Origin of the sequence: Dehalobacter sp. DCA, from assembly GCF_000305775.1 — a bacterium.
Taxonomy (GTDB): Bacteria; Bacillota; Desulfitobacteriia; order Desulfitobacteriales; family Syntrophobotulaceae; genus Dehalobacter; species Dehalobacter alkaniphilus.
Genome location: NC_018866.1, coordinates 1,486,312 through 1,502,453, shown reverse-complemented (window position 1 = coordinate 1,502,453; position 16,142 = coordinate 1,486,312). Strand labels below are relative to the sequence as shown.

The 16,142-nt window shown below is 49.5% G+C and carries 13 protein-coding genes; all 13 read left to right on the top strand.

Translation table 11 applies throughout. The features are described 5' to 3' along the window. Window positions 1-20 precede the first annotated feature (20 nt). The 13 genes from DHBDCA_RS07195 to DHBDCA_RS07135 all read left to right on the top strand — a co-directional run bounded on the left by DHBDCA_RS07195 (window position 21) and on the right by DHBDCA_RS07135 (window position 15,886). Window positions 21-2,078: a penicillin-binding transpeptidase domain-containing protein gene (locus DHBDCA_RS07195; RefSeq protein WP_015043547.1), complete on the top strand. Its 2,058-nt coding sequence runs from the start codon at window positions 21-23 to the stop codon at window positions 2,076-2,078. A gap of 78 nt (window positions 2,079-2,156) precedes the next feature. Continuing rightward, complete coding sequence (locus DHBDCA_RS07190; protein ID WP_015043546.1) at window positions 2,157-3,635, top strand: UDP-N-acetylmuramoyl-L-alanyl-D-glutamate--2,6-diaminopimelate ligase; 1,479 nt, start codon at window positions 2,157-2,159, stop codon at window positions 3,633-3,635. Beyond that, window positions 3,625-5,034 carry a UDP-N-acetylmuramoyl-tripeptide--D-alanyl-D-alanine ligase gene (gene murF, locus DHBDCA_RS07185; protein WP_015043545.1) on the top strand — a complete coding sequence of 470 codons (1,410 nt, stop codon included), beginning with the start codon at window positions 3,625-3,627 and terminating at the stop codon, window positions 5,032-5,034. The genes DHBDCA_RS07190 and murF overlap by 11 nt, the downstream gene beginning before the upstream one ends. A 426-nt stretch (window positions 5,035-5,460) precedes the next feature. Beyond that, window positions 5,461-6,468 carry a phospho-N-acetylmuramoyl-pentapeptide-transferase gene (mraY, locus tag DHBDCA_RS07180; protein WP_015043544.1) on the top strand — a complete coding sequence of 336 codons (1,008 nt, stop codon included), beginning with the start codon at window positions 5,461-5,463 and terminating at the stop codon, window positions 6,466-6,468. 18 nt (window positions 6,469-6,486) lie between these two features. Beyond that, complete coding sequence (murD, locus tag DHBDCA_RS07175) at window positions 6,487-7,854, top strand: UDP-N-acetylmuramoyl-L-alanine--D-glutamate ligase (RefSeq protein WP_015043543.1); 1,368 nt, start codon at window positions 6,487-6,489, stop codon at window positions 7,852-7,854. Between the two features lie 22 nt (window positions 7,855-7,876). Next, window positions 7,877-8,989 carry a putative lipid II flippase FtsW gene (ftsW, locus tag DHBDCA_RS07170; RefSeq protein ID WP_034378390.1) on the top strand — a complete coding sequence of 371 codons (1,113 nt, stop codon included), beginning with the start codon at window positions 7,877-7,879 and terminating at the stop codon, window positions 8,987-8,989. Then, complete coding sequence (gene murG / locus DHBDCA_RS07165) at window positions 8,990-10,099, top strand: undecaprenyldiphospho-muramoylpentapeptide beta-N-acetylglucosaminyltransferase (RefSeq protein WP_015043541.1); 1,110 nt, start codon at window positions 8,990-8,992, stop codon at window positions 10,097-10,099. It begins immediately after the preceding gene. A 65-nt stretch (window positions 10,100-10,164) separates the two neighbouring features. Beyond that, window positions 10,165-11,040, top strand: a complete 876-nt coding sequence (gene murB, locus DHBDCA_RS07160; protein ID WP_015043540.1) for a UDP-N-acetylmuramate dehydrogenase — start codon at window positions 10,165-10,167, stop codon at window positions 11,038-11,040. 21 nt (window positions 11,041-11,061) lie between these two features. Next, window positions 11,062-12,324: a UDP-N-acetylglucosamine 1-carboxyvinyltransferase gene (murA, locus tag DHBDCA_RS07155; RefSeq protein ID WP_015043539.1), complete on the top strand. Its 1,263-nt coding sequence runs from the start codon at window positions 11,062-11,064 to the stop codon at window positions 12,322-12,324. Between the two features lie 61 nt (window positions 12,325-12,385). Beyond that, window positions 12,386-13,111, top strand: a complete 726-nt coding sequence (locus DHBDCA_RS07150; RefSeq protein WP_015043538.1) for a cell division protein FtsQ/DivIB — start codon at window positions 12,386-12,388, stop codon at window positions 13,109-13,111. Window positions 13,112-13,124: 13 nt separating this feature from the next. After that, complete coding sequence (locus DHBDCA_RS07145; RefSeq protein ID WP_015043537.1) at window positions 13,125-13,469, top strand: small basic family protein; 345 nt, start codon at window positions 13,125-13,127, stop codon at window positions 13,467-13,469. A 152-nt stretch (window positions 13,470-13,621) separates the two neighbouring features. After that, window positions 13,622-14,686 carry a cell division protein FtsZ gene (gene ftsZ, locus DHBDCA_RS07140; protein WP_015045315.1) on the top strand — a complete coding sequence of 355 codons (1,065 nt, stop codon included), beginning with the start codon at window positions 13,622-13,624 and terminating at the stop codon, window positions 14,684-14,686. A 333-nt stretch (window positions 14,687-15,019) separates the two neighbouring features. Then, complete coding sequence (locus DHBDCA_RS07135) at window positions 15,020-15,886, top strand: DUF3102 domain-containing protein (RefSeq protein WP_015043535.1); 867 nt, start codon at window positions 15,020-15,022, stop codon at window positions 15,884-15,886. The last annotated feature ends 256 nt before the right edge of the window (window positions 15,887-16,142 follow it).

Sequence of the window (16,142 nt, the reverse complement as noted above, 5' to 3'; positions counted from 1 at the left end):
TCAAAAGGGGTAGATTTTCTATGGTGCAATACATCAAGACGCGTAAAAGAATTCTCTTATTATTTGGGCTATGCAGCCTTTTCCTGCTGATTCTGATTATCCGGCTCGCGTTTGTTCAGCTGCGGGATGGCCCTTTCCTAAAAGACCTGGCGGATGCCGAGCATTACCGCGGTGTTCCGGTCGCAGCTAAAAGAGGCAATATTGAAGACTGCAACGGCAATATCCTAGCGATGAGTGTCAGTGCCCAGACAGTCTATGCGATTCCGGCCGAAGTCAGAAAATCCAAGCGGCAGGATGAAATAGCGGCCGGACTTGCCGCTATTCTGGACACGGACCAAGGACAGGTTCTGCAAAAAATTACGAAACGGACTTCCGTCGAGTATGTCAAAAAGAAAGTATCTGCGGAAGCTGCAGCAGAGATCACCAGGAAAAATTTCCCGGGTATAGGTATTATCGAAGACAGTACACGGTTTTATCCGAATGGCTCATTGGCGGCGCATATTTTAGGTTTTACCGGAATTGACAGTCAGGGGCTGGAAGGAATTGAATACTCCAGGGATGAAGAACTTACAGGAACATCCGGCAGCATCCTTACCGAATACGGAGCAAACGGCATAAAAATTCCCGGAGGCCAGCATGAATTTATCCAGCCGGTTCAGGGGAATACAGTCAAACTCACCATTGACAAAAACATCCAGGCTTTTGCCGAAAGAGAGCTGGCTAAACTGATGGCCGGCCAGGGTGTCAACATGGAAGGCAAAGTCCCAAAGAATGCCTCTATTCTTGTTATGGAGCCTTCAACAGGACGGATGCTGGCGATCGCTTCTGCACCCACTTATGATCCGAATAACTACCAAGCGTCCAATGCGTCAACCCGACGGAATATTGCAATTCAAAATGGCTATGAGCCAGGGTCAACCTTTAAGATCATTACACTCGCAGCAGCGATTGAAGAGGGTGACTATAAGCCGAATGAAAGCTTTACAGATCCCGGTTATGCGACAATTTTAAACAAAAAAATCCGCTGTTGGAAAGCTGGCGGGCACGGAACTCAAACCATGGTGGAAGTTGTCGAGAACTCCTGCAACCCGGGATTTATTATGCTGGGGCAGCGCCTCGGGATGGATAAGTTTTATCAATATCTGACGGCGTTCGGTTTCGGGCAGAAGACAGGGATTGAAATGTCCGGAGAGGCGAAAGGCATCCTGGCCAAAAAGAAGAAAGCAACGGCCTTGGATCTGGCCACGATGTCCATTGGCCAAACCAATAATGTTACCCCCATTCAGCTCCTGACAGCAGTTTCGGCGGTTGCCAACGGAGGTACGCTGCTTGAGCCCCAGTTGGTTCAGGAAATTACAGTGCCGACAGATGAGGTACTTGTCCCATTTGCGAAGAAGACGGTGCGGCGGGTCATCAGTGAGGATACTGCCAAGCTCGAGCGTGAAATCCTGGAGTCTGTCGTCACCAATGGCACGGGCAGAAGGACCTTTCTTCCCGGCTACCGGGTAGCCGGGAAAACCGGCACAGCCCAGAAAGTCGGCAGCGGTGGTTATATCCAGGGAGAATATGTTGCTTCTTTTATCGGGTTTGCACCGGCAGATCATCCACGTCTGGCAATTCTGGTCGTCATTGATGGTGTCCCGTTCTACGGCGGGGTCGTGGCAGCCCCGGTATTCTCGAGCGTTATGCTCGATTCCCTGAAATATCTTGGCGTCCAGCCTGATCTGGATGCTCCGCTCACTCCGGGAGAACCGCTTTATGGTGTGGAGTTCCCCGCTGTCAAAGAAGCCGCCACTGTACCTTCCGTTCTGGGATATACTTCAGCTGAGGCCCAAGCTGCCCTGAAAAAGCAGGGATTTAACGTGAAAGTGAAAGGCAGTGGTGCGGTCGTAGTTGACCAGATCCCGCATGGAGACTCAGAGGTCGAAAAAGGCTCCACGGTGCTGCTTTATTTTGGAACAGAAACAGGCAAAGAAACCTTGGCTCCATGGCTCGAAGTGAGTGACCCGGATGTGGAAGCAATTGAAAACCTGGGAGAGCGGATCCCGATCAGCCTGAATCCGGACCTGGCCGAATAAAGACGATATGTCATAATCAGGATGGAGTTAGAAAAAAAAACATGATTGTGGTAAGATAGCTGAGAAGAGGTGTAGCTCATGTCTAGTTCTGAAAAAACGCTGGCGGAAATCATTGACGGTATGAAACAGGTTGAAGTGCTTGGAGATACGCAGACGGTAATTAATGGGATCACCCATGACTCAAGAACGGTATCTCCAGGCAATCTATATGTATGCATTAGAGGTTATCAGGCGGACGGTCATGCGTTTGCCGAGGCTGCGGTCCGGGCCAGCGCTACAGCGTTAGCCGTGGAGGAGTTCCTGCCGCTAGCCGTACCCCAGCTTAAATTTACGGATACCCGGAAGGCCATGGGTTTTTTAGCGGCTGAGGTCTTCGGGAATCCATCCGACCGGCTTGAACTTGTCGGTGTAACCGGGACGAACGGTAAAACCACAGTGACGCACCTGATTGAGCGGATCGTTCAGCAAAGCGGCAAGAAAACTGGTCTGATCGGTACACTTGGCAGCAGAATAGGAAACAATGCGTATCCCGGCCAGCATACCACGCCTGAATCGACGGAAATTCAACTTTTATTAGCTGAAATGGTTGCGGAAAATGTGGATCTCGCCGTGATGGAAGTATCCTCGCATGCACTCGATTTGGGAAGAGTCAATGGCTGTGTATTCAATGCCGGGATTTTTACCAATCTGACACAGGATCATTTGGATTACCATAAGGATATGCAGGAATACCTCAAAGTGAAAGCGCTACTTTTCTCCGGCTTGAACGGCGGAAAAGCCGGCCAGCTGGCTGTGCTCAATGCTGACGACGTCTCCTGTGTCTTTCTGAAAGAACAGGCGGGTTGCAGGGCAGTCACGTATGGTGTTGACCACGAGGCGGACTACCGGGCTGTGAATATCCGGCTTTCAGACAGAGGTGTTGAATTTGACGTGATTTTTCACGGGAAAAGCGCCGAGATTTTTTATAGTACCCCTGGTAAATTTAGTGTTTACAATGTTCTGGCCGCAATTGCCTGGGCACTGGAAAGCGGATATCCGACTGAGATTGTGGTGCAAGCGCTTCACAGTATCAAAGGGGTTCCGGGCAGATTTGAGAGTATTCGCAAAGGCCAGCCTTTTTTAGTTATTGTCGATTATGCACATACACCGGACGGCCTGGAAAATGTTTTGCGTACGGCCAGAGAAATCACTGCTGGAAAGCTGATCACAGTATTTGGCTGCGGCGGTGACAGGGACCGAAAAAAAAGGCCGCTCATGGGAGAAGCCGCCGGCCGTTTTAGCGACTATATTGTCGTAACCTCGGATAATCCCCGGACTGAAGATCCTGATAAAATTATTGAAGATATTATTCCGGGGCTTAAATCAGCCAATTACAAGGTGATAAAAGACCGCTGCAGTGCGATCGACGAAGCCTGTACGGCAGCCGGTTCCGGGGACACGGTACTTATCGCCGGCAAAGGACATGAAGACTATCAGATTCTAGGCACGGAAAAAATACATTTTGATGACCGGGAAGAAGCAGATAAAGTTCTTAGGAGATTGGGTTATGTGGAATAGTGGTACCATGGCGGAAATTCTCGGCGGCAAACTTTACGGATCAGCATCCACATATTTCAAGGGGTGTGTCATTGATAGCAGAGCAGCTTCTGAGGGAGTATTGTTTGCTGCGATCCGCGGAGAAAAGACCGACGGACACTTATTTATCAATAAAGCCTTTCAAGGCGGGGCATCGATTGCACTGGCAGAAACACGAAGCCTGGAGGAATACGGCCTTCCAGTCATACCTGCCGACAAAGCAATCATTGCTGTAAAGGATACACTGCTGGCTTTGCAGGATTTAGCCAGAGCGTGGAGAGAAACGCTTGATCCTGTGGTCATTGGGATTACCGGCAGCTGCGGCAAAACTACGACCAAGGATATGACGGCTGCCGTACTTGCCAAAAGCTTTAAGGTCCATAAAAATCTGGAAAACCACAATAATGAGATCGGGCTGCCGCTGACCATCCTGAATGCACCGGCAGGAACCGAGATCATGGTTCTGGAAATGGGAATGCGCGGACTCGGGCAGATTAGGGCCCTTTGCGATATTTGCAGCCCTTCGGTTGCTGTGATCACGAATATCGGGACAACACATTTGGAGCTGTTAGGATCACAGGAGAATATTGCGAAGGCCAAATGGGAACTGGTTGCTGCTCTGTCGGAAGGAGGCATAGCCGTACTGAATGCGGAGGATGCGTTCAGTGTCAACAAGGCAGCCGCTGCTGATGTGAAAAAAGTCTTCTACGGGATTTCCGGTAAATATGCGTCTCCAGATGTTTATGCTGTCAATATCCACAGCTCCGGGACGCTAACGACGTGTTTTGAAGTTGTATCCGGAGAGGACAGAGCTGAGGTTCGCCTCCCGTTGCCAGGAGAGCACAATGTACTCGATGCACTAGCGGCTTTGAGTGTTGGACTGGCCAAAGGGGTATCCCTGGCTGAAGGAGCCAAAGCACTCGAAGAACTGGAACTGTCCAAAATGAGGCTCGAGATTCAGCAGGGCGTTTTTGGGAGTACGATCATTAATGACGTGTATAATGCCAATCCTACCTCCGTGAAAGCTTCACTGCGCGTGCTGGCTGAAAGGGGAGGGGCAAAAACGATCGCAGTACTGGGTGAGATGTATGAATTGGGAGATTCTGCCGTTACTGGTCACCAGGATGTCGGCCGGGCTGCAGCGGAGCTGGGGATCAACACACTGATCACAGTTGGCAAAATGGCTGAAGATATTGCGCAGGGAGCCTCTGGGGCAGGTTTTCCCGCCTCTGGCATTCATGTTTGCAGCGAATGCACTGAAGCCGTTTCTGTGGCAAAGACGCTTATAGAGGAGATGGGCAGTAATGTCTGGGTTCTTGTCAAGGGATCTCGCGGCATGCGGATGGAGCGCGTAAGCGCTGCTTTGAAGCGTGAAGAGTGAATTCTTCTCGGGTCTGTCTGCAGGCCACATACCGCTTTTCGGCGAATTGCGCCATCCATGGCGCAAATGCCGCGCTCCGCAATCCGTGCTCCGCTTTTCGCGGAACTGTGGCCTGCAGACTAATTACAAGATATGAAAGCATTTCTTTCAGGTGTTTCATACCACCGCTTACACGCTGAGGCAAATAGGTATCAAGCATAGCACTTCTTTGAAGCAAAGAACTACAAAGCATCTTGAACTGGTCCCAAATACGTCTATTATCTCCGGTGATCAGTCAGCGAGCCACAGTTCCGCGTCAAGCGGAGCATGGATGCGGAGCGCGGACGTTTGTGCCACGGAGGGCACAACGGCCGAAAAGCGGTATTGTGGCTCGCTGACCTGCCCCAATAATTCAATTATCAAGGCTAAGAAAGGAACATTCGGGAAGTGACGGAAAAAATCTATTTGGCGGCAGGAATTGCCCTGCTGGTAAGTCTTCTGGCGGGACCTTTTTTGATTCCGGTTCTGCGTACGTTAAAATTTGGTCAAAGTATCAGGGTAGATGGCCCCAAACGGCATCTTGCCAAGGCCGGGACACCGACGATTGGCGGACTTATATTTCTAATTGGAATTACAGCCGGGGTGCTGATTATTGCGGAAAAACCTTATTCACCCGGAATAATAACCATGCTCCTTGTGACCTTGGGCTTTGGCTTGCTTGGTTTTCTAGATGATTTTTTAAAAGTAATTAGGAAGCAGAACCTTGGCTTACGAGCATGGCAGAAACTGACCGGGCAAATCCTGCTTGCGGTGATATTAGTCGGAGTTTCCACCCTGTACCTTGGTAGGGGTACAGCGGTAGATATTCCGTTCACTGCTTTGGAAATAGATTTAGGGATTTTCTATTATCCGCTGGTCATACTTATTGTGGTGTATATGTCCAATGCGGTTAACCTGACAGACGGACTGGACGGACTGGCCGCAGGCTGTACAGTTATTTCAGCTGTCGGCTATGTCGGCATTGCTTATCTGGCTGCGCGGACAGGATTTATTGACGGCATCGATGTTTCTTCCAGCGACCTCGCGGTTTTTGCCGCGGCCATTGCGGGAGGCTGTCTGGGATTCTTAAGGTTTAACATCCACCCGGCCAGGATCTTTATGGGCGACTGTGGATCACTTGCTCTGGGCGGAGCGTTGGCTGCGGTCTCGGTCCTCAGCAAGAGTGAATTTGTTTTGCTAATTCTCGGCGGGGTCTTTGTCCTGGAAGGTCTGTCCGTTGTTCTTCAAGTTGTTTCTTTTCAGACCAGGGGGAAGAGGATATTTCGGATGAGTCCGGTGCACCATCACTTTGAATTGGGCGGCTGGAGCGAAAAAAAGGTTGTACGCGTTTTTTGGCTGGCTGCAGCCATCTTCACGTTGATTGGAGTTAGCGCCTTTTGGTTGATGATCAATTAAGGTTGGAGGGATCGTATTGTGGAATTAGCCGAAAAAAGAGTGCTGGTCGTAGGCGGTGGCAGAAGCGGCCTGGCTGCGGCTCATAAGCTTCAGAGCAAAGCAGCTGAGGTCTTTCTCACCGATATGCAGCCTTTGGCCAAGCTTACAGGTATAGATGAATTGAAACTGGACGCTGCTCATCTTATTTTGGAAAGGGAACCGGATATAAAGGAGATCAGGCCTGATTTACTGGTTTTATCGCCGGGTGTCTCCCCATTCCTGCCGTTTATCCGGCAGGCCTCAGCGACGGGTATTCCACTCTGGAGCGAGGTAGAGCTTGCTTTGAGGGATTCAAGGGCAGTGATTGCCGGCATAACCGGAAGCAACGGCAAAACGACGACCACAACGCTTGTCGGAGAGCTGGCTAAGGAAACCGGACGTGAGATGGTCGTCGCCGGGAATATTGGGCTTGCTTTATGCGGCCAGGTTGAACATCTTGATCAGAATGGGATTATCGTTGCAGAGCTTTCGAGCTTTCAGCTGGAACTGATTAATAGGACCAGGGTGAACATTGCGATCTTTTTGAACCTGACACCGGACCATCTGGACCGGCACGGTTCACTGGAGAAATATGCTGCAGCCAAAGCCAGGATCCTTGAAAACCAGACGGAACAGGATTTGGCCATCCTAAACTGGGATGATCCGATTGTTAAAGAATTAGCCGCTAAAGCCAAGGCTCGGGTGGTATTCTTCAGCTTGAAGGAAAATTTGCCAGACGGAATCTGCTTAAACGGAGAGGATATTGTCCTAAAAAAAGATCATAGCGTTGCCGCGACGATCATCGGACGCAGGGAACTGCTGCTGAGGGGTGGCCATAATCTTGAGAACGTGATGGCTGCAGTGGCAGCTGCGCTTGAGTTCGGACTCGATATCTCCAAAATTGCTGACGTACTGCGTCATTTCCAGCCGGTGAAACACCGCCAGGAAATCGTCGGCAGATTTGATAATGTTCTGTATATTAATGACTCCAAGGGAACCAATCCTGACTCATCGATCAAAGCCCTTCAGTCCTATGAGGAACCGATCGTGCTGATTGCCGGAGGTAAGAACAAAGGCCTTGATATGACGGAATTCTTGCAGGAAGCACGCATAAGGGTAAAAAGTCTGATTTTAGTGGGGATGGCGGCTCCGGAGCTCGAGGAGATTGCTGTCCGCTTAGGGTTCCCGAACATTATCCGGACGCTTGATTTTAAGGATGCTGTCAATATTGCTATTACCGAGGCAGTGCCGGGTGACGTCGTCTTACTGTCGCCAGCCTGTACAAGTTGGGATATGTTTAAAAGTTATGAAGAAAGAGGGGAATTGTTTAAGGATTTGGTGCGTAAGCATTATAGCGAACCCGAATGATTTTGGAGGGGGGAGCTATGTGATCCGAAAATTCCTAAAGGTCGACCCGGTTCTGCTAGGCGTGATTCTTATCCTGCTGCTGATCGGGATCATCATGACCTATAGTTCCAGTGCTGTGAAAGGCTACCTGTACTATGAGGATCCTTATCATTATTTCAAAGCGGATCTGCTGTGGGTGGCTCTGGGGCTTGCAGCCATGGGTGTCGCCGTCATGATCGATATCGCGTTTCTGCATAAGTGGGCGAAACCTATTTTATACGCAGCTTTGGTTCTGCTGATCCTGGTTAAGATCCCGGGAATCGGCAGGACAGTGAATGGTGCAACCCGTTGGATTGGACTTGGTCCGATGTCCATCCAGCCTTCCGAAGTGGCGAAACTGGCCATGGTGCTGACCATGGCGAGGTTCCTTACCGTGAATCCTTATCAGATCAAGTCATTCCGTAAGGGCATCATCCCTTCCCTGGCTTTGCTGGGTGTGGTCTGTGCCCTGATTATGCTGCAGCCTGATCTCGGCACAACGCTGGTAATTGCCGCTACTGTTTTCTTTATGCTTCTGGCCGCAGGGGCCAGAATGTGGCACATGGCAGGCCTTGGTCTGGCCGGGCTGGCGATGGTGGTTGCCGCGATTGCAGCTGCTCCGTACAGAATGCGCAGGATCTTTGCTTTCCTTGATCCGTGGGCTGATCCTTCAGGCAAGGGCTATCAGACGATCCAGTCGCTCCTGGCTCTCGGGCCTGGCGGATTATTCGGACTGGGACTCGGTCAAAGCAGACAAAAATTTCTTTATCTGCCTGAGAACCATACAGACTTTATTTTTGCCATGGTTGGAGAAGAGCTTGGTTTTGTCGGTGCCTCACTCGTTGTTCTGCTCTTTTTCCTTTTCATCTGGCGCGGTTTCCGGACAGCCATGCTGGCGCCGGAACCATTTCTTGGTTTGATGGCTGTGGGTCTGACATCCCTGATCGGGATTCAGGCAATGATCAATATGGGTGTGGTATCGGGCGTTTTGCCGGTAACGGGAATCACCCTGCCATTCCTAAGCTATGGGGGTACATCACTTTTATTTACAATGATCGGAGCCGGGCTGCTCTTGAATATTTCTGCGGCTGCGGGCAGATCTGAGGAGGTCTTTTAATTGCGGGTTATTGTAACCGGAGGCGGTACAGGCGGGCATATCTATCCTGCAATGGCAATCGCCAAAGCGCTGCAGGAGCAGCTGAATGATATTCGCGTCCTATACGTTGGAACAAGAAGCGGCATGGAAGCGAAGCTGATTCCGGAAAACGGTCTCGAATTCCGCGGGATATCCGGTCAAGGGATGCCGCGGCAGTTAAGCGCCGAAATACTGAAAGCAGCCGGCACGAACGTTCGGGCCTTATGGGAAACGAAAAGGATCTTGAAGGAGTTTGATCCTGATCTGGTTGTAGGGACCGGTGGCTATGTATCCGGTCCGGTCGTCCTGACAGCAGCCTTTTTTGGTATCCCGACCGTTTTACACGAACAGAACGCTTTTCCGGGCAAGACCAATAAAATATTGGCCAGAATGGTTAAACGTATTTTACTGACTTTTCCGGAAAGTGAAAAATATTTTGGGGTTAAAGACAAGCTTCAGGTTGTCGGCCTGCCGGTTAGGGAAAAAATTGGCAAGATTGACCGCAAAGTCGGAGCTAAGGCCTTTGGTCTTGATCCCGGCAAGAGAACAATTTTGGTCACCGGTGGCAGCAGAGGTGCACTGAGCATCAACCAGGCGCTGACCGGACTCCTGCCAAAGCTGGCCGAATACCCGGATGTCCAGCTGATCTGGGCAACCGGGACAGCGACGCATGATACGATTTTACATGAGCTTGAAACGCATAACATTAACTGGCAAAGAGAACAATGGAGAATCTTAGCCTACGTTGAGCATATGCCTGAAGCTCTGGCCTGCTCCGATTTGTGCATCTGCCGGGCTGGGGCATCCACGCTGGCAGAAATCTCGGCTGCAGGGAAGGCCGGTATCCTGATCCCGTACCCGTATGCGGCTGAAAATCACCAGGAATATAACGCCAGGGTTTTTGAAAATAAGGGAGCAGCCTGTGTTATTTTAGATAAGGAACTGAATGCGGAGATTTTGTGGGACAATATTCAAAAAGTACTGTTGAATTCATTTAAACTGGAAGAAATGGCCGCGCGGGCCAGGGAGGTATTTGCGCCTGGAGCTTTGAACCGCATTATCAATCTCTGCCTGCAGACTGCCTGGAGATAAACTTCTTTAACACTGCAAGCCGGATCAGCATAAGATATGCTGTAAGGAAGAGGGAAAGGAATATCATGTACTTACCGAACATAAAGGGTAGGATTGAAAAAGATTATCCTTTAAAAAAGCTGAATACCTGGAGAATCGGCGGTATGACCGAACTTGCTGTCTGGCCCCGGGACACTGAGGAACTGGTCTCCGTGATTGATGGGTGCAGGAAGAATAACATACCGTTTCTGCTTCTGGGCCGGGGTTCAAATGTATTGCTGCCGGATCACGGATTCAAGGGTGTGGTGATTGTTGTTACAGCCATGGACAGCATTCGCTGGCATGGTGAAGAAGTCACGGCCGAAGCAGGTTATTCTCTGATGCGTCTGGCCCGGGAGGCAGGAGAGAGCGGCCTTAGCGGGCTCGAGTTTGCCTGCGGGATACCAGGGACACTCGGCGCAGCAGCAGCCATTAATGCAGGTGCTTATGGCGGAAAAATTGGTGATTTGGTTAAGAAAGTTAGTGTATTGACGGCCGAGGGAAAAATTGAAATTATACCGAAGGACCAGATTGCTTTTGGGTATCGCAGCAGTTCCCTTTTAGAAAAGGAATGCATTGTCCTGGAATGTACGCTGTCCCTCCATCCAGGGGATCAGGCCGTGATCCAGGCTCAGATGCAGGGTCTTATGACCAAAAGGAAAGAACATCAGCCGCTGGAGTATCCCAATGCAGGAAGTGTATTCCGCAATCCTGCCGGAGACTCCGCGGGAAGGCTGATCGAGCAGGCAGGGTGGAAAGGACGCCGCCTTGGGGATGCTCAGGTATCTGAGAAACATACCAATTTCATTGTGAACAGAGGGAACGCCTCATCCACTGACATTTTAACGCTTATTCAGGTAATTCAAACAGATGTGTCCGAAAAATTTGATATTCAGCTCGAAACAGAAATACGCGTCATTTAATTGGCTAAAGGGGGAGGAGACATGACGATGGATCGTTATGTCATTACGGGAAAACAAAGACTTGAGGGAAGTATTCGGACCAGCGGAGCAAAAAACGCATCACTGCCGCTCATGGCAGCCGCCATTCTGGCCGATGGAAAAACAGGACTGCAGGGAATTCCTCATCTCACAGATATCCTTTGTATGGGCGAAGTTCTGAAAAGCCTTGGCTGTAAAACACAATTCAGCTCAAATGAACTGACCATTGATTCCTCTTCACTGAATGACTGCATTGTCGATGAAGCGTTAATGCGAAAAATGCGGGCATCCAACTTGATTTTAGGCCCGATGCTCGCACGAAACGGAAGGGTAAAAATATCCAGACCGGGCGGCTGTGCGATTGGGACACGTCCGATGGATCAACATATTAAAGGACTGCAGGAGCTCGGCGTACGTGTTGAAGAGAGACATGGATACATAGAGGCCACAGCGGGGAAACTCAGAGGCGGAGATGTCTATCTGGATATCCCGAGTGTCGGGGCTACGGAAAATATCATGATGGCTGCGGTTCTGACCGAAGGCACAACCATCATCCGCAATGCGGCCAGAGAACCGGAAATTGTTGACCTGCAGAATCTACTGAATAAAATGGGAGCCAGGATCAGAGGGGCCGGGACTCACGTCCTGCGCATCGACGGCGTCGCGAAACTTAAGAGTACGGAACATACCGTTATCCCTGATAGGATAGAAGCCGGCACGCATATGGTCGCTGCTGTCATGACAGGCGGGGATATCCTGGTGGAAAACGTGATTCCCGAACATATCAGCCCCATTATTGCCAAACTGCGCCAGGGGGGGGCTGAAGTAACCCCTTATGGAGACAGCGTCAGGGTACGCCAAAAAGGACAGTTTAAAGCGCTCGAAATTAAAACGCTGGTCTATCCAGGATTCCCGACCGATATGCAGCCGCAGTTCCTGGCACTGTTAACGATTGCTGACGGAACGAGTATTGTTTCCGAGACGATTTTCGAAAACCGCTTCCAGCATGTCGCTGAGTTGAGACGGATGGGTGCCAGGATCACCGTTGAGGGAAGAACCTCAATTATTAACGGCCGGCCCAACCTCGAAGGTGCGTTTGTGGAAGCAACTGATTTGCGCGCTGGAGCAGCTCTCTTTTTGGCAGCTTTGGCTGCTGAAGAGGGTACGGTTCTGGAGAAAATCGATCATATTGACCGGGGTTATGAAGATCTTGAGGAAAAATACAGGGCTTTGGGAGCAAAAATACAGCGGGTTGTCAAACAATAGTGTTGCACCTTGCCAGCCGGATAATGTAAAATAGATAAAACGAGAGCAGGAGAGGAAGATTTTGGTTCAAACCAGATCAAATACATTTTGGATCTACGCAGCGGCTTTGATCTGTCTCATTGCTGTAGGATTTTATATGTTTTCCAAATCGGATTTTTTTAACGTGAAGGAAGTCAGGACAGAAGGATTAAGCAATGTCACCGCGAATGAAGTATTACAGCTTTTGGGAACAGTAAAGGGTGAGAATATTTTTTTGACCGATACCGAAGCCCTGGCGATGAAGGTCAAGCTGCACCCTCTGATTGATCAGGTGCAGGTAAAAAAAGAACTGCCGGCAACGCTGGTGGTCAAAGTACAGGAACGTGTTCCGGTCGCAATGATATTAACTGGTGACGGGGTTGTCGTCGTGGATCTGCACGGCGTCATTCTGAAGTTTTATGATTCCTGGCCCGCGGAAGACAACCCAGTGCTGACCGGAATCGAAGTCCCTGGAACAATCGGGCCTGGGCAAAAGATTGACAATGTGAATCTGAACAAAGCCCTTCTTTTGCTGGGACAAGCCCCTGCGGAACTTCTGCCGCTGATTGGAGAGGTTCACAGTACAACGGACGGGCAAATAAGCCTTTATATGACCTCCGGCATTGAAGTGAAAATAGGATTTGATGCCGAGTTTACAGAAAAGCTGACGCTGCTTCAGGAATTGTTAAACAGTGAAGAATACAAAACAGTTGAAAAAGCAATTAAATATATCGATTTAACTGCAGGGAAACCTGTTTTAGGAAGATAGCGAGGGATAGATCATGTGGCTGCTGCCGGTTTTCGGATTAATTATTGGACTGTTCATTGGGTTTGTAAGTCCGTTTAGTATTCCGGTTGATTATACCAAATACTTTTCAGTGGCGATTTTAGGCGCACTGGACTCAGTCATGGGCGGTATAAGGTCCTATCAGGAAGATCATTTTGACAGTACAATCTTTCTCAGCGGTTTTATTGTCAATATCATTATGGCCAGCCTGCTGGCATTTATCGGGGACAGAATAGGCGTCGACCTGTATCTTGCTGCCGTGGTGGCCTTTGGCACCAGATTATTCCAAAACATCAGTATTATTCGCCGGCATATCATTAATAAATATCATAAAACTTGATTGGAACCAAAAAAATTTAAATATTATGACGGAAAAAGAGGAGTAATAGTTTCTCATCTCGAACTCATATAGTTGGGTTGACTATTAACCGTTTGCATCGGAAAAACATAACCAATAGATGAGGACTAGAATAAGGAGAGGCAGGGGAAAAGATGCTCGAATTCATTAGTGATGAGATGCAGTTTGCACGGATCAAGGTAATAGGAGTGGGCGGCGGCGGAAACAATGCCGTAAACAGAATGATTTCCGTTGGTCTTAAAGGAGTAGAGTTCATCGGGCTGAATACAGATGCTCAGGCGCTTCAAATGTCCAGGGCAGCTGAAAAAATACAAATCGGCATTAAACTCACCAAAGGACTCGGTGCAGGAGCTAATCCGGAAATCGGTCACAGTGCGGCTGAAGAGAGCCGTGACGAGATTGCCAAAGCGCTGCTCGGTGCCGATATGGTTTTTGTTGCCGCCGGTATGGGAGGGGGAACAGGAACGGGAGCCGCTCCCGTTGTTGCCGAGATCGCCAGGGAAATTGGAGCCCTGACTGTCGGCGTTGTTACAAGGCCTTTCTCGTTCGAGGGACGCAAAAGAGCCATGCAGGCTGAAAGAGGAATCCTTGAACTGAAGGAAAAGGTTGATACGCTGATTACCATTCCAAATGACAGACTCTTGCAGGTTGTCGATAAACATACGACGGTCCAGGAAGCCTTCAGCATTGCGGATGACGTACTGCTGCAAGGCGTACAGGGGATTTCCAACCTGATCACTATTCCGGGACTTATCAACCTTGACTTTGCCGATGTCAAGACCATCATGTCCGATACCGGTTCGGCACTGATGGGTATTGGACAGGCTTCCGGAGAAAACAGAGCGGTCGACGCCGCCCGTAAGGCAATTTCGAGTCCGCTGCTTGAAACCTCGATTGAAGGTGCGAAGGGTGTTCTGCTGAATATCACCGGCGGTCCAAGCCTGACCCTGCTTGAAGTCAACGAAGCTTCCGAGATTGTCGGTGAAGCAGCCGATCAGGAGGCCAACATTATCTTCGGTGCAGTCATTGATGAAAACCTAAAAGATGATGTCCGGGTAACGGTCATCGCCACAGGCTTTGACCAGCGGTCCAGCTTTGTCAAAAAAGTAAAGAACCCGCAGGAGATAACCAAGATGGAAGACTATAATCCATTCAAGGATCACGTGGATATCCCGAATTTCCTGAAATATAAAAGATAACATCAACTTTTAAGCATAAAAGTTGGTTCTATTCAATGCTGAAGGCGTCTTATTTGGGCGTCTTTAGCTTTGTCTTTAACTTTTTCATGGGCTGTCGCAGCCTCGCTAACATTTTGAAACCTCTGGGCTTATTCCAAGTCTGCAATATTTGAAGGAATCAGCATAAAGATCATATGAGGGGACGCATCGAAACTAAAGTTTTCGTTACATTCCCTTTCTCATGAACAGTGCTGGTAAGGCCATACACCTATCTTTTAATAAAAGCCAAGCCCTCACCATCCGAAGCCCATCTGCATATGCTGTAGTTGGACTCATAATGAAAGGGTGGGCGGGATGGATAACTCGACCGGCGAACGCACGCCGCTTGTCATAGCGGCTGAAATAAATATGATAACCTGCCAAACCAAAAAAATAGTACTTGCCAGCGCTATTGAAATCGGCCGTCGTTTGCTGGAAGCCAAGGATCTGGTCAAACACGGGGAATGGGGTAAGTGGCTGGCAGAGTCTGTAAGTTATTCCCAGAAAACTGCCGAAAGACTGATCAAGCTCTATGAGGAATACGGGCCTAAATTTTCTGACGGATCCGACAGGTCAAAATCGACACCAGTGTCGATTTTGACCTACACCCAGGCCCTCCTCCTGCTAGGTTTACCAGAAGAGGAGCGGGAGGAATTTATCGCGCACAATAACGTCGGCAGTATGACGAAACAGGAGCTGCAGCAGGCGCTTAGGGACAGAGATCAGGCTAATCAGGCGAAGGAACAGGCGCTTCAGGAAAAGGACCAGGCTCTTCAGGTGAATCAAGTACTCAAAAAAGGGCTGGAGACGATCGACAGCACCATCTCCGAATTAAAAAAGGAGCAGGCTAAGGCTGCGTCAGTGCCAACGAATCCTGAGAAAGCAGAAGCCCCTTCTTTCGGTATGGCCCCTTCTGCCGGTCAACCCGCCCTGCCGACCCACAACCTTAAAACCGAATATGACCCCGACGCTCATATCAAGTATGTAGAAAAGTGCGACACTTGCTGCAAAACAATTGCCGATACCTTCTTCGATCTGACGACAGCGCTCACCAATCTGGCGCATATCGATCCGAACCTGAAAGAAGAAAAAAGAAAAGAGGCCAACCGGCTGATTGAATACATGGCAGAGACGATTAAAGAGTGGCCGCCCCCCAAGAAACCGCTTAGAGTTCATTCCTGATTCTTTTAGAACCTTTGAACAAGCTAAGTATAGTATGTATGAGCGAATTAACAAAGGATATAAAGGTCATCGAAACAATGGACAATGACCTTCATGATCCTCCACAAGCGTAAACGGGCAGTACCGGCATAAAAGATTAAGAGAGGGGGCAGGCTGACGGCAATCAGGATTTGCCGGTGGCCTCGCCCCCTCTCATCTTTGCCTGATCACTGTTCATATTATTATATGAACCTTAGCTAAGTTTGAACTATAAAAA